We start from the raw sequence: 15026 nt of genomic DNA, 5'->3' as shown, positions 1-15026 counted from the left end.
CCCCTATCCCCTACTCCCCGATACGGCATCCGCTGGTCATCTCCATTAAAATCTTTTGAGATGCTTCCTCTTTAGTACCCTCAGTAGGCTGACGTTGAACGTAGTTACCATCAGATTGCAATTCCCAAGCTTGACGATTATCTGCTAACATAACGCCCAGTATTTCTTGCAAGTCTTTGATAATCTCCGGATCTTCTACAGGGACAACCGCCTCCACTCGACGATCTAAATTCCGAGGCATCCAGTCTGCACTGCCAATATATACCTCTTCTTCTCCCTGATTTTGGAAGTAAAAAATCCGTGAATGTTCTAAAAATCGCCCTACAATACTAATAATCCGGATATTGTCACTCACCCCTGCCACACCGGGACGCAAACAGCAAATACCTCTGACAATCAAATCAATTTGAACCCCAGCTTGAGAGGCTTCGTAGAGGGTAGCAATAATTTTAGAATCGACCAAAGAATTCATTTTAGCAACAATCCGACCCCTGCCACCATTGCGGCAATGGTCGATTTCCCGGCGAATCATCCCAATAGTGCGATCGCGCAAATTCACAGGGGCAACCAATAGCTTACGATAGGAGCGCTGCCGAGAATAACCTGTCAAATAATTAAATAAATCAGTTAAATCTGCTCCTAAATCTTCCCGACAGCTTAAGATACCAACATCAGTATAAAGTCTAGCAGTCTTGGGATTATAATTTCCTGTCCCAATATGGACATAGCGGCGAATTTTATTTGCCTCCCGACGAACTACCAGGACAACTTTAGTATGAGTTTTAAGCTTAATTAATCCGTATACTACATGGACTCCCGCTTCTTCTAACTTCCGCGCCCAAACAATATTATTCTCTTCATCAAAACGGGCTTTCAATTCTACCAATACCGCAACTTGTTTGCCATTTTCTGCTGCATTAATTAAAGCAGCAACAATTGGCGAGTCACCGGAGGTACGGTAGAGAGTCATCTTAATCGCTAGCACATCCGGATCGTCTACTGCCTGAGTAATAAAACGCTGTACTGTTCCCGCAAAGGAGTGATAAGGATGATGAACCAACAAATCTGATTTGCGAATTAAACTGAAAAAATCTTCTCCCTCCTCCTCTGCTGAAGATGAACGTAAGCGAGGCGGCATTACTGGTGTCCAAACCGGATCTTTGAGTTGGGGAGCTGGCAAATCTATCAGGGACATCAAATCTCGCAATCCCAGTAAACCCTCAACCTCGTAAACATCGCCTCGATCGAGTTCATCCATCCCCGCGATCAACTGTTCTAACACCGCTTCTGGAGTGGTAGATTGAATTTCTAACCGGACAGCGGAACCCCCCAAACGACGTTTGCGCAGTCCCTCCTCAATAGCTAATAATAAATCATCCGCTTCATCTTCCTCCACAGATAAATCGGCATTGCGAGTAATCCGGAAGGGGTGATATTCCTGGATATTCATCCCCGGAAATAGATATTGTAAATTATGCGCGATCGCCTGCTCAATGGGAACCCCTGCCCAAATAGCTGATTTTCCCCCTTTAGAGGGACGCAATTCTTGGGGCAGAGGAATAAATCTAGGTAAGACTTTGGGGACTTTCACCCGGGCAAAAAATTCCTCTCGCGTGTCAGGATCTTTAACAACTACTGCTAGATTTAGACTGAGACTAGAAATATAGGGAAAGGGATGACTGGGATCTACCGCCAGAGGTGTTACTACCGGAAAAATCTGCTCCTCAAAGTAATTTTGCAGGTAACTCCGCTGTTCCTGGTTTAAGTCCATATAGTTGAGAATGTGGATACCCTCTTCTGTAAGCTGGCTTCTCAGTACTTTTTCAAAATGTTGATGTTGTGCAACGATGATAGGACGCGATCGCGCACTTATTTCTTCAAGTTGTTCCCTTGGTGTGCGACCATCTGGTGTCAGCTTAGTCACTCCTTCTTCCACTTGTCGCTTCAAGCCTGCGACGCGCACCATGAAGAATTCGTCTAGGTTTGAGCTGAAAATACTCATAAACTTCAGACGCTCCAGGAGGGGAGTACGAGAGTCAGTGGCTTCGTGCAATACTCGGTTATTAAACTCTAACCAGCTTAGTTCGCGGTTAAAGTAGTATTGCGGGTCACTGAGATTAACTGTGGTTGCTTTTTTCTTAGATTGAGTCATGATTGCCTTGCCGCTTCAGCGCCCCACAGTTTATGAGAGTGAGTACTGACAGTATTGAGAGAGTCCACAGGTCAGTTTACAGCCAATGGGATTTTTCAGGGTAGGTTCACAGCAGCTCTAAACTTCCAAATCATCTTCATCTTCATCCTCTGTTTTTCTGGTCGCTTGAAGTTTATCCCTAATATCCTGAAGTTTATCCCTGATATCAGGAGCCAGATTGTAAACGTCTGTGCGACCTTTGCGCTGCTTTTTCTGAATTAAACCTTTGCTTTCCAGAGATTTGAGGGTTGATTGAGCTTTGCGAACACTCATGTTGCAGATTTTTGCTGTAGTAGCAAGAGTAGAGAAACAAACGAATAATCAAGGGTTTCAAGTTTCAACAATCGTAATAAAGCAGGTTTTTGGAGCAGGTACAAGATCTGAGTTCTACAGATAAGGATATTGAAAAGCTAAAGAATTTACTTTGTCCTCCCAATCAAGGGGCATAGAGATCTCACCCAAGTCGAGCGTACATTGAACCCAATCTATCCGATCGACTATCCGGGAACGCAGATGTCTCACCAAAGTCCGCCACGATTCAATGTTGCCCGAGTCCGAAATTGCTTTAATCTCAATCAATTTGCTTGCTTCCAGCAGCACTGGCTGGGCTAGTTGCACACAATATGGTGGACAGAGTTGAGTAGTAAAGCTAACAGCATAGCTTTTACTATCACAGCTCTCATCTTTCTGGCTCAAGACACGTACAACAGCCGTCACCTGTGAGGGTCCAAGAGGTTTATTTGTTGTTATGTTACGAAGGTGGCGAGGGTCGATGCACGTATCTTCTTGCTGTGCATCCAATGCCCTGTCAGAAAAACATACCAGAGCGTAATGATTCTCTTTTTTTCTGCCCGAAGGCAAAGATGCACGGCTAGTGACAAAGTAGTGAATTGGTAATTGTCGTGTTTGTCCTTGTGCGTCAACCCATGCGTTCCACAAGACAACTCCAGTCGGTGCTACATCGATCGCCTTTGGTTTGCTGGGCATCGGAGAAAAAATCGCACGCAAAGATGGTATGTCACGAGCAGCAAATTTGGCGTTTTCACCCAGAGACTGACCAATCCCCCATAAAAAGAATCCGTTACATAACTGCCGCTCCCATTCCTTCCTACGAATAATTGCTGTCAACTCTTCACTGGCTTCAGTCCCCATTTTTGTCCAGCAGAATGTCGGTGGTAACTTGTTCATTGTCAATATGTATCTCCAAGCGATTAGATCTTACCAGCAGCTAGACAAGTGTTATTCAGGGTTATCATAAAAATTGAAAGGGCTACACATAAAAACAGATGACTTAGCAGGAGATTCACTTGAGCGTACCCGATCGCCAGATTGACATGATTTTTAGGTCACTTGAGTCTGCTGGCTTCCCGCGCAGCCTGCAAAATATTTTGCTGCCGGAGTGGGTAACACCGGAAGTGCTATCGGATGCTACAGTGTCATCGGAGATTGCAACAATTCTGGCGAAACGATTGGGTCTTCGTGCGAGTCCCCTCTTTGCGGTAAATCCGCGAGTTGAATCACTTGAGCGACGTGACATAAAGTACAAGCGCTCGATACCGAAAAAGTCAAAGAACCTAACGGCTGCGACATCAATTGCTATTAGCGTTGCTGAATCTGTTGCATCAGCTTGCCGAGTGGAATTCAGTTTGTTTGCAGGCAGTGCCGATGCTCTGCGCCAAGACGTGCTTGGTTCTTTTCCAGGTAAATGGTTGGGGCTAAGAAATTTGTTGATGAGCTGCTGGTCGCATGGTGTACCTGTGGTTTATTTAGCAGAACTCGGTCAAGGTGTCGTGAAGATGGATGGTATGGTGGTTCATACTGGCGATCGACCAGTCATTATTTTATCAAAAGTATCACCGCTTTGGGCATGGCAACTCTTTATCTTGGCTCACGAAATCGCCCACATAGTGCTTGGGCATGTACTACCGGGCGAAATATTGGTCGATGAGGAACTCAGTGAAGACTCATCTATCTCAAAGGATAATGATTTGGACGAACGTGCCGCCGATATGTTCGCGATCGAGCTGTTAAACGGCAGGCAAAAGGCAACTTACACCTTGGCGAATCAGGCTAATTTTAGGGAATTGGCGGATACTGCATATGACTTTGGTAAGGCAAACCAAATCGATCCTGGGCATATTGTGTTGAATTTTGCGAATCAGTCTGGCAAATGGGGCATTGGTATTGCTGCGGCGAAGTTGCTACAGGGTGATAATCCGCCTGCATCGGCGGTCATCGGTGAAGCAATGTGGGGCGGTATCGAGCCTGAAGCACTACCAACGGATACTATCGAGTTTCTTGTCAGGGTTACTGATTCTGGCAATGAGCTTGATAAGGTTGCTGGTTCATACGTTGCTTTCAGGTAGCTCATGAACCAGTCACTTCTGATTGATAACGATGCCTTACTCAAACTTGCGCGTTATGGGTTGCTCGATCAAGCTCTAGCTCTATTCAAATGTACTCCTACTGACGTGAGTGTACTTCCAGCCGCTAAATACCGACTCTTGCCTGCTAAAAATCGCTTGCGGTTTTGTAAAGATGAGGAAAGTGCAGCAAGGCTGGAAGCATTCTTTAAAACCTCTAATCGACTGGATGCTGGATTAGCCGACCCGGATTTATTGGATATCCTGAACGCTGTTCCAAATATTGATGCTGGAGAAGCACTACTCTTCGCAGTGGCTGCTAATAACAGGAATACACTTGTAATTACAGGTGACAAGCGCTCTCTTGAGGCACTTTGCTCTTATGATTCTGTAGCTCATGTCTCCAAAGCTCTAGCAGGTCGTGTAGTTTCCGTGGAAGTCCTGTTTTCCATGTTAGCTGAGTATCGATTTACCCTCATTCAAGAACTGGTACGAGCCAAGCCGGATGTTGATAAGACGCTGAATAACGTCTTTGGGGTAACAGTCCCGGCTGATTTTGAATCAGTGAAGGAGGGCTTTGCTTCGTACATCAGTGACTTACGCAGGAAAACTGGTACTTTACTTTATGTACCATCTGATTAATTTCTGAGGAAAACTGCATAGGGTGCTTTAACGCGAGCAACCAGCTCAATATGCTTTATGACCTGTTCATTCTCTTCAATTGGTAGCTCTGAAGGCTTGTAAAGAAAGCATCCTTTGTCTGCCTGACCAATCAAATACTGATCGGCTTTACGTCCGCGACTAGGACCGACTCCAACCTCTAGTTCACCTAGATTCAAGTCGAATTCCTCCAGCCTCAGCTCATCCAGAACCAACGCATGGCGCGATCCACGAACTTCTATACCTTTGGGAATCGGTTGCCAATTTACACCATCATCCGAATACTCTTTAGCAATTTCTGGCGGAGCAGCGTGTCTAGAGTTCATTTTCTGCATAACAATAAGGACTTGGTTGCCACTTCCTTCTACTTGTTGTGCAAACGGTTGAACCATCTTTAGAGGATGGCAGGTATTGCCACCATAACCCCAGAAAATCGAACCTGTCTCTTCAAACTCGCGTTGTTTACGCTTGATGATATCTTCGATACTTTCCTGCGCGTGCAGACCTACTTTCATAAATATCAGACCTGCATTCTTAATCTTGTTGTTCATTATTCACCTCAAGTTTTTCAAGTATGTAGAGTTGGTCTGATTCCCTGCCGGGGTTCAAAGTCGCCCGCTCGCGCACGTATCGAAAGCGCAGCGGGGAATTCTTGCCATAAAAATTCTCAAGTCGTTCTAAATCAAGAGGTTTCGATGTTGACTCCATGCGATTGGGATCGATGCGTCGCAATAAACATGAACATGAACGTAAATCAGGTGCGTCGTCGAGGTGATAACTATGCAACTGCGGCAGCATTTCAGACACGACGTACCCGAGTTCAATGGCACGGCTTTGTGTATCCCGTAATACTTCCTGAGTCCAAGGTAAATCGGGATCGTCCGCTATAACCACAATACCCAAGCTTTTATCCTTAGTTGCCTGACTGCCGCGCTCGAAAAAAGCTATGACACTTTCTCCACCGTTGCTTGCCCCCCAAGGCGGGTTGATGTGAAACGCATCATACGCACAAAAATGCTCTGGTGGCAAGGCTTCTGCTACATTATAAAGGTATGCTGAAACCTCTATTTTGGGATAAAGTTTTTCACCAAATCGCCTCACTGAATTAACGATGCGCTCGTCAAAATCAAGTACAGCGATCGAATTAGGCCCATAATTGATGACGTTTTGAGCTTTCAAATGAGCTGTGGACAGTGCAATTCCATCACCATCCCCAACAAATACGACATCCTTGTTGTCAAAAACACGAGCTACGTACTCTGCTTGGATCACCATATCGGCGACCTTCATGTATATTTGGTCAAACTCGCGAATAGGAGCTGGTCGGTTCTGAACAACATCTGAAATTGCATTGATTGCCTTTCGCAGGTCAAATTCCATAGAAGTCCCCTGAGATCAACCTTCTGGAAAGCTGACTACTCCTGTTTTCCAAAGTCTTAACCCCAGTCATTATATAGGGTTTGCTGCATAAAGCAGAAACCCAGACTCAGGAATAGTTTGAGAGGTGCAGAGGGTTGAAGAGATACTCGGATATTTGATAAAATACCAGAAAATCCTTGTACCTGGATCTAGACCCATGTACCGAAAAATCGATCCTTGGGCGCTTCCGATTCCGTTCAGTCAATTGTGGGATCGGATTGATACACATGTCGAATAATGAAGCATTAATCAGTTTGACATTTTCTCCAAAATTCCAGCGTCAACTAAGGATTTTAGCTAAAAAATATCGCAATATTTACACGGATGTTCAGCAAAATAACCCAAGTAGCACAATAAATGAATAAACTACAAGCTTTAATTTTCGATGTTGATGGTACTTTAGCAGACACAGAAAGGGATGGACACCGAGTCGCCTTTAATCGCACCTTTGCTGAAGCTGGATTGGATTGGAATTGGAGTATTTCCCTCTATGGTGAAATACTTGAGGTAGCGGGTGGTAAGGAGCGCATCCACTTTTACTTACAAAAATACCGTCCCGATTTTCAACCTCCTGCCGATTTAACCCAATTTATTGCTAACCTACACAAAGCCAAAACCCACCATTACCAAAAGCTACTGGCAGAGGCAGTTATTCCTTTACGCCCTGGTGTGAAGCGATTGATAGACCAAGCCAGAAGCCAAGGAATACGTTTAGCGATCGCAACTACTAGCGCTCTTCCTAATGCTACTACTCTTTTGACTCAGCAGCTAGGTAAGGATAGTCTCGACTGGTTTGAGGTTATTGCAGCGGGCGATATCGTGGCTGCGAAAAAGCCAGCCCCTGATATTTATCAGTATGTTTTGCGGGAAATGGGATTAAATTCTGATGTTTGTTTGGCTTTTGAAGATTCTCACCAAGGGTTAATTGCTGCTAGAAAAGCTGGCATCCAGACTATAATTACTGTTAATGATTATACGAAAGATCGAGATTTTTCTGATGCTTTATTGGTATTAGATTGTTTGGGAGAACCTGAACAACCTTTTAGGGTTATAGCTGGTGATGTGGGGGATGGGAGTTATTTGGATTTGGATTTAGTTTATCGTTTGTTAAACTGAGATCTTGCACTATTGTTAACAATACCTGAAAAACCAGATTTTTCAATGAATAATTAAGGGTTTCAAGTTTCAATAATCGGAATAAAGCAGGTTTTTGGAGCTGGTGCAAGATCTAAGATTAATATTTCCGGCTCCCCCTTCCCTACTAGGGAAGCAGGGCTGTTTCATTCTCAAATTTTACGACAGATTGAAATCTGTCGCTATACAGACAAAACCTGCCTTCGCAGGTTAGCAAGTTTTGCATTAGCTTATTAACAAATAAGTTGAACCGCCGAAGGGCGGTAAAGCCAGTGTAGCAACAGGTTTTAACCTGTTGCTGTGGGAGAATGAAACAGCCCTACTAGGGAAGCAGGCTGGGGGGTTAGGTTTTTCGACTTATAAGAATAGTTCCAGGGTACTGGTGAATTTTTCGTAGGGCTTGACACCTACTAATGTTTCCATTAATTCACCTTGCTTGAAGAACATTACAGCGGGGATACTTTTAATCCCAAATCGTTTGGCAACTAGCTTATTCGTATCTAAATCCAGTTTAAAAACCTTAGCGCGATTCTGATAATCATCTGCTAGTTTGTCCATCAAAGGAGCAATCAATTTACATGGACCACACCAGGTGGCGGTGCAGTCTATTACCAGCAAAGATTCAGTTGCTAGGAGTGAATCAAATTCCGTTTCATCTTGAATGAAAGTAGCCGTACCCATTTCTGTTTCTCCAAAGGTGATTATCCGTTATAGTATGATTTGTAGTAGGTACTTAAGTACCTACTACAAATCAATCTAAGGAGATATGATATTAATCGAATTTAGGCAACTACACTACTAATAATTTGCTTGGTGCGTTACGCGTTGGCGCAGCCTTCCCGAAGGGTAGCTAACGCACCCTACAGATAGAGTATGAGTGTAAGTCTTGATTCAAGGAAAATCCCAAATCTAAAATTCTGGTGCTTGGCGCTATTTTGACTTTTTAAGGTTTGGGGAAGGTATAACCAACTCCAATCATCAAGCCGAAGTCTGTCTCGTCTTCAATAAAACCAAGATTTATTGAAGCATTGGCAACAAAAGCCCGTGATATGGGAACATCAATTCCTCCTGTGAATAAGAAACCGATACTATTATCATCATCAGTTGAAATAGCGAGGCCACCCCCCAGAAATGGTGCAAATCGAACGGGTTCAAAGGGATCGACTGCAGGAATCAAAAAGTCGTAGGTGAGGGGAATCAGAAACGTTGCATCATTACCTAAAATTGCGGCTGGTCTTAATGATAATTTGGGAGTTAGACTAATTTTGCCATTCACCACAAAGCCGCCGTCACCTAATGAGGTGCTGGTACTGTTATCGCTTAACCCGAGATTGCCACCGATTCCTATATAGTTGGGCACTCTCGCTGTTGTACCGCGACGGGGATCTAAATCGGCTTGGGCTAATATAGTTTTGGGTTTGTTGGAGAAGAGGCGGAATGCCTGTTGTACCGATTGTTCGATTTGGGGTGCAATTAATAATTGGGCAGAGGTGCCTACTTCACCTGGGATGGGTGGGGCTGGGATTGGCTGGGCTAGTGGGTTGGCTGCAATTGGCTGGGCTGGTGCGCTCCGTGGGATCCTGAAGGCTGACGTTGCGATCGCACTATTTGCTCGCTCTGGGGTACGATCGCGATGGTTACTTATCTGTTTTAATTGTCCAATCTGACTATTAGCTTTAGGCTTATCGATATGAGCTATATAACCAGGATTGGGATTAATCTCCTCATGGCGAGTTATGTTTACAGACTGTTCATGGCGAGTTGGGTTTACAGATGGTTCATGGCGAGTTGGGTTTACAGATGGTTCATGGCGAGTTGGGTTTACAGACTGTAGGTTGGGTTGAGGAGTATTGAAACCGAAGAGGGGGTCATATTTAGGTTTCCTTGGCTCAACCGATAAAGCTGAATTTACTACATTAGAGGGAGACTGAGAATCGACTGTTTCTTGGCGTGTTTGGGTGAGAGCTGCCTGAGTTGTCCCTTCCTCTACAAATGAAGTTGTTCCTGCTGCTGGTAATAGTTCAAGAGATTTATTGGCACTGGGGATTTCCCCATGGGCTGAGAGGCTACTACTGGCGATTGTCAATGCGCCGATACCGAGTAGGTGGGAAATTGGTCTAAAAACAGTATTTTTCAATGTCACTCCTCAAATATGATTTGCAATGGTTAAGTCTTAGCTCATTTTCCCGGATTATTGCCTAAATGGGAAATAGGGAATTTTCAGTCTAGGGGCGAGTAGCTATGCCAATCGCTCGTCGTCACACTCTAACCCGGCAGTGACTCGCCCGCTCTAATATTGTGTAACAGGCGGCAGGCCTATTCTAAGCTGTCACGCATTTAATCTGTATACCTTCACACCAAAAAACCCTTTCAAAAATGTAAATATCCAATTTAGATGCACAGCTCAATAATATCAGCGGTGATAGGTTATTTCTGAAAACGCGACTTTTGTCTCTGGTATCATGGCAGAATTTAGCGAACCTACTCCTCCCTCAATTGGTAGCTCAATCCAAAATTCTGTTCCTTTTCCAGGCTCCGATACGCACCAGATTGAACCTTCATGCTTTTCCACAATAATTTTATGGCTAATCGATAACCCCAAACCCGTACCTTTCCCGATTGGCTTTGTGGTGAAAAATGGCTCAAATATTTTTTCTATTACCTGCTCTGTCATCCCCGGTCCATTATCTGCGATTCCGATCGCAACTGATTCCTCTTGTCTCACTTGGGTACGAATGGTAATAATTCTTGGGGCAGGTTGAGTTTCTAATACATCCATGGCGTTGCTGAGGATGTTCATAATTACCTGGTTTAATTGTCCAGGATAACAATAGATTGGCGGTATTTTTTCATATTTTTTGACGATTTCAATTCCGGAAAACTCTCCTCTTCCTTTGAGTCGATGCTGTAAGATTACCAGGGTACTGTCAATGCTCTCATGTATATCTGCTGGTTGTAAGTCGGCTGAATCAATACGAGAGAAATTTTTAATCGCTTTGACTATATTTACAATCCGATTAGTGCCCAGTTTCATCGAGTCAAGTAGTTTGGGAAAGTCATGAAGCAAAAACTCTAATTCAATTGTTTCTACTTCCTCTTGAATTTCTGGAGGTGGTGTGGGATATGTTTGAGTATAGAGGTTGAGTATCCCAAGCAATTCTTGGGTGTATTGACGGGCGAAGATGAGATTGGAGCAAATAAAATTAACGGGATTATTGATTTCATGGGCAACCCCGGCTAATAATTGACCGAGGCTGGACATTTTTTCGGCATGAATAACTTGTAATTGCGATTGTTTCAGCTCAAGCATTAATTTTTCTAATTCTTGGGTTTGCGCTTGAGCGACTGCTGCTGCGTTGGCAATTTGTCGATAGAGGGCTTCTTGTTGTCCGTAAAGTCTTTCTAGCTGGGCATTACTTTCTTTTTCGTATTGACTGACGATGGTGTCTAAAATATCGAGCAACTCGTAAGAGGCTGCACTCTGAACGTAATAAAAATGAGGATTGTCTAGATTTAGTTCAGCCGCAGGTGCTTCGACTAATTTTTCTACTGCGGTAATATATTGCCGTACAGAATAGTCTGCCATCATCGGGGAGCCAAAATACATATCCCGAATGGACTCAGATGTTATTCCTGGCAGGTTGATGCTGGGATCTCCGTAGATTAAATCTTTATGGGATTTTTCCATCAAATTGATGGTATCTAGCAACCGATTCCGCCAGATTCGCCGATCGGTTTCATTCTGACTGTAGACTAACCGAAAACAGAACAAAGCAGTCCGTTGCAATAACATGCGCTGACGACCGCTAATATTGATAACGGCGGCACTTATTTCTCGGTTTCTCTGAATTTCTTGCCGGTTTTCAATGTAAGCTTGAACCATAAAAATTTTCTCCAGCACTATTGCTGAACCGATGAAACTTTACTCGTGTCTTCTGTCCTTCTGCTTCAGACTCCCCAATAAGTACGATTTCTGTCTATATTAGGATTTAATGTATTACCTAATACTGAATCGTAGGAGAAGGTGATGCTTGGTGTACCTGGATAGAATCTATGGGAGTTAATCTACTACTTGTTCCCAATGATATCAGAAATAGATATAAAGGTTTGATGAAGCAATGCAGTTAGATCAAATAATGATGGACTTTTGACATTAAATGTAAAAAAGCTGAAGGGGGATTGGATGAAAATATTGTGGTGGTTGTCTGCGCTCGCCTTCTGTTAGAGACGCTACAGGAATGGCAGAAGTGCCTTTCGAGAGCTATGGGCTAGGGTAGCTGATTCCAGACAACCAACCCAACAAGCAAAATGAAACTGGCACGGGGGATTGCCAGTGTTTGTGCTATCCTCTTTAGCACCTACTATACAAGGATGGAAAAAGATTGGGGGTAACTATCGCTACCACTTTATAGGTTTTAGCGTCTAGCGATTAGTCTATTCAATCACCTGGCGCATATAATTACTCCACAACTGAGCCGCCTGCCCACTAGTCCCCTGTGTGGGAGAATTATCATCATTCCCTAACCATATTCCAGTAACAAGTTGACGGCTAGGAATAAAACCGATAAACCAAAGGTCAACATTTCTGTCAGTTGTACCCGTTTTTCCTGCTTCTTCGCCTAATCCCAGTGAAGCAACACGCCCAGTACCACCTTGGACAACTCCGCGCAATAGGCTTGTCATTGTATCTGCCACCTGGGGTGAAACAGCTTTAATATTCCTTTCTCCTTGCTTGTCAAAACTGTAAATTACCCGACAGGTTTTGGGGTTATTTCTATCGGCACAATCGCCACTATCGAGAATTCGTTTAATTCCATGGGGACGATTCCAAACACCATTATTTGCGATCGCACTATAAGATCCTGTAATCTCCAAAACATTGACTTCACTTTGCCCAATGGCTAATCGAGGTACAGGAGTAAGTTTTGAGCGAATTCCCAACCGCCGTGCCACATCAATCACTCTATCTAAACCTGCATCCAGTGCCACTCGAATCGCCACAGCATTTTCCGATTGAGCTATGGCTTGGTACATATTAATATTGCCACTAGAACGTTCGCAACTTTTGATTCCAGTTATGGGAGGAGTACAGGAATAAGTTTGGCTAGCGGGGATACCTTTATCTAACGCCGCAGTATAGTCAAAAAGTTTAAAAGTCGAACCCGGTTGTCGCTGGCCATCAGTAGCGCGATTAAACTGACTTTTTTGATAATCTATTCCACCCACCATTGCCAGAATACTGCTATCTTTAGTATCAAGAGTCACCATCGCCCCTTGAGAATATCGTAAGTTAGCGCCATTAGTACTAACAAAGTTTCGCAGTGCTGTTTCTGCTTTGGCTTGAGCTTCCAGATTTAAACTGGTTTCTACGATAAAATTGCCTTCTTGTGCCAAATCTTCTCCAAGTAAGTCCCGAATTTCCTTGAATATATAGCTGTAGAAATAGGGAGCTTTGGTACTATTGAGGAATGCTCTAGCTTTCGGACTAACATCAATCCGCGATCGCCTTGCTCTGGATGCTTCTTCATCGCCAATATAACCCATCGCCCGCATCCGATCGATCACCCGATTCCGCAATCCTATTGCCGTGTCATAATCGGCAATTGGGTTGAAACTATTTGGTGCTGGCAAAATTGCCACTAAAGTTGCTGCTTCCGATAAAGTTATATCCTTAGCCGATTTATCGAAATAAAACTGAGCCGCATCTTCAAATCCGTAAGCTTCAATCCCCAAATAAATCTTATTCAAATAAGTCTTTAATATGTCATCCTTACTATAAAATGCCTCCAGTTTCAGAGCAACCACTGCCTCGCGAATTTTCCTCCCTGCTGTATTGTCGCGTCCGACATATTCAGGAAATAAACTCCGTGCTACCTGTTGAGTAACAGTACTCGCACCTTCCCGAATACCACCACCACGGAGATTCTTCACAACTGCCCGTAAAATACCATAGGGATCTACGCCAAAATGCCAATAATAACGACTATCTTCTGAAGCAACTAAGGCTTTAGGTAAATAGGGCGAAAAATCCGATAACTTCCTCATTTCTCTGTGAGAAGATGTACGAGGTTGCCGGAGAGGAACATTCTCATCAGAATAGATGACAACAGGTCCTTGGACACCCGATGGCAAAGGAGGTAAGGGTACTTTGAGGGCTTCAATAAAAACCACTAATACCAATAAGCCAACTAAACCCCCAATACCATAAAGACTGTAACGAATTCCTAAGATATACCAAGGTGGTGGATCGAAATACTGAAGGCGCACCGATGAAGCTAATTCTGGTGGTCCGATTGTCAGAACATCACCGTGGCGTAAAATTAGGGAAGTGAGGCGGCGTTTACCCCGATAAATCCCGTTAGTCGAATTTTCATCTCTAATTACAAAATTCCTTTGAGAACGCCCGTAACGTTCCAAAGCCAGATGAACTTGACTTACCACTGGGTTACGGACAACAATATCACAGGATTTAGACGATCGCCCCAGTAAATAGCGATCGCCGATTAGTGGATAGACATCAGCTTTAGGCGCAGTAGCATCTTGCACCCACAATTCCGGTACTCTCGCATTGGCCTTAAGGGCCACTGCATTAAAGTTAACTTTTGCTTGGATCGTTTGAACAGCCTGAGTTATCTGATTTATCAGGGTTTTCGGCTGTTGTGGGGGCTGGGGAGGACTCATAAAATTCCTTCGTCGCTGGAAACTCCGTGTATGCGAGACCGGAGAGGAAAGCGCTCTCTTCGGTTTTAACCGCCTACCCCGTAAAGGGTGGAGGGATATGGTTGCCCCTCAGTGGAGATATGGTTGTCTCCAATCTCTTTCGAGTAAAGTTAGCTTTGCCAATGTTATCGGTCGGTACTATCCAAAAAGCACTGGCTTAACCCGTTACGCCTGTTTAACTTTTCGGTTCTAGAGCAGGAAACTAGCTACGCATTTCCTGGTAGGAACTTTAACGCTTACCGATAACGTAGTCTGCAAGAGACTGAGGCTGGTCAACTTCCGGGCTTCAGTTTTTAGACTGGAAGCCCCGTGTATGCGAGACCGGGGTTGTTGACATAAGGAAAATCAGCGCTTTGCTCTGTAGCTCACCCAATTATAAGACAATAGCCTGAAAACCCCCCATAGCTTTTGCGATCGCGCAGCAGATCGTGAATTTGGATATTAGATTTTTGATGTTGGGCTGCTTTTGAATCAGGATGAGCTGGTTGACACTCCCCGGACTGAAGTCACGGGGATTCTTAAGACTTCGCAGCCTTAAT

The 15026-nt window shown here is 44.1% G+C and carries 12 protein-coding genes; 3 read left to right on the top strand and 9 right to left on the bottom strand.

Annotation, left to right across the window (positions count from 1 at the left end):
- Positions 1 to 10 precede the first annotated feature (10 nt).
- From ppk1 to NJ959_RS14570, 3 genes are all read right to left on the bottom strand, one after another.
- Complete coding sequence (ppk1, locus tag NJ959_RS14580; RefSeq protein WP_254012480.1) at positions 11 to 2152, bottom strand: polyphosphate kinase 1; 2142 nt, start codon at positions 2150 to 2152, stop codon at positions 11 to 13.
- Positions 2153 to 2269: 117 nt separating this feature from the next.
- Positions 2270 to 2464: a hypothetical protein gene (locus tag NJ959_RS14575; protein WP_254012479.1), complete on the bottom strand. Its 195-nt coding sequence runs from the start codon at positions 2462 to 2464 to the stop codon at positions 2270 to 2272.
- Between the two features lie 114 nt (positions 2465 to 2578).
- Positions 2579 to 3379 carry a hypothetical protein gene (locus NJ959_RS14570; RefSeq protein WP_254012478.1) on the bottom strand — a complete coding sequence of 267 codons (801 nt, stop codon included), beginning with the start codon at positions 3377 to 3379 and terminating at the stop codon, positions 2579 to 2581.
- Between the two features lie 119 nt (positions 3380 to 3498).
- Here NJ959_RS14570 and NJ959_RS14565 point away from each other — a divergent pair, with 119 nt between their 5' ends.
- Entirely contained in the window at positions 3499 to 4557 is a 1059-nt protein-coding gene (locus NJ959_RS14565; protein ID WP_254012477.1) for an ImmA/IrrE family metallo-endopeptidase, read from the top strand.
- A gap of 3 nt (positions 4558 to 4560) precedes the next feature.
- A complete protein-coding gene (locus tag NJ959_RS14560) occupies positions 4561 to 5196 on the top strand; it encodes a hypothetical protein (protein WP_254012476.1) in 636 nt (211 codons plus the stop codon).
- Here the strand turns inward: NJ959_RS14560 and NJ959_RS14555 are convergent.
- Positions 5193 to 5765: a hypothetical protein gene (locus NJ959_RS14555; protein WP_254012475.1), complete on the bottom strand. Its 573-nt coding sequence runs from the start codon at positions 5763 to 5765 to the stop codon at positions 5193 to 5195. The two genes, NJ959_RS14560 and NJ959_RS14555, sit on opposite strands and share 4 nt — an antisense overlap.
- Positions 5749 to 6594 carry a bis-aminopropyl spermidine synthase family protein gene (locus tag NJ959_RS14550; protein ID WP_254012474.1) on the bottom strand — a complete coding sequence of 282 codons (846 nt, stop codon included), beginning with the start codon at positions 6592 to 6594 and terminating at the stop codon, positions 5749 to 5751. Before NJ959_RS14550 ends, NJ959_RS14555 begins: the two co-directional genes overlap by 17 nt.
- A gap of 396 nt (positions 6595 to 6990) precedes the next feature.
- Here NJ959_RS14550 and NJ959_RS14545 point away from each other — a divergent pair, with 396 nt between their 5' ends.
- Positions 6991 to 7749, top strand: a complete 759-nt coding sequence (locus NJ959_RS14545; protein WP_254012473.1) for an HAD family hydrolase — start codon at positions 6991 to 6993, stop codon at positions 7747 to 7749.
- Positions 7750 to 8124: 375 nt separating this feature from the next.
- Here the strand turns inward: NJ959_RS14545 and trxA are convergent, their stop codons facing one another.
- From trxA to NJ959_RS14525, 4 genes are all read right to left on the bottom strand, one after another.
- The gene (gene trxA / locus NJ959_RS14540) at positions 8125 to 8448 is read right to left on the bottom strand and encodes a thioredoxin (RefSeq protein ID WP_254012472.1); all 324 of its coding nucleotides are present in this window, start codon (positions 8446 to 8448) and stop codon (positions 8125 to 8127) included.
- 262 nt (positions 8449 to 8710) lie between these two features.
- Positions 8711 to 9904, bottom strand: a complete 1194-nt coding sequence (locus NJ959_RS14535) for a hypothetical protein (RefSeq protein WP_254012471.1) — start codon at positions 9902 to 9904, stop codon at positions 8711 to 8713.
- Positions 9905 to 10180: 276 nt separating this feature from the next.
- The gene (locus tag NJ959_RS14530) at positions 10181 to 11650 is read right to left on the bottom strand and encodes an ATP-binding protein (RefSeq protein WP_254012470.1); all 1470 of its coding nucleotides are present in this window, start codon (positions 11648 to 11650) and stop codon (positions 10181 to 10183) included.
- Positions 11651 to 12201: 551 nt separating this feature from the next.
- Positions 12202 to 14448 carry a transglycosylase domain-containing protein gene (locus NJ959_RS14525; RefSeq protein WP_254012469.1) on the bottom strand — a complete coding sequence of 749 codons (2247 nt, stop codon included), beginning with the start codon at positions 14446 to 14448 and terminating at the stop codon, positions 12202 to 12204.
- Positions 14449 to 15026: the final 578 nt, after the last annotated feature.

The organism is Limnofasciculus baicalensis BBK-W-15 (assembly GCF_024178385.1).
Classification (GTDB): Bacteria; Cyanobacteriota; Cyanobacteriia; order Cyanobacteriales; family Coleofasciculaceae; genus Limnofasciculus; species Limnofasciculus baicalensis.
Note: the sequence above shows the minus strand (reverse complement) of the source record. Positions and strands in the feature narration are given on the sequence as shown.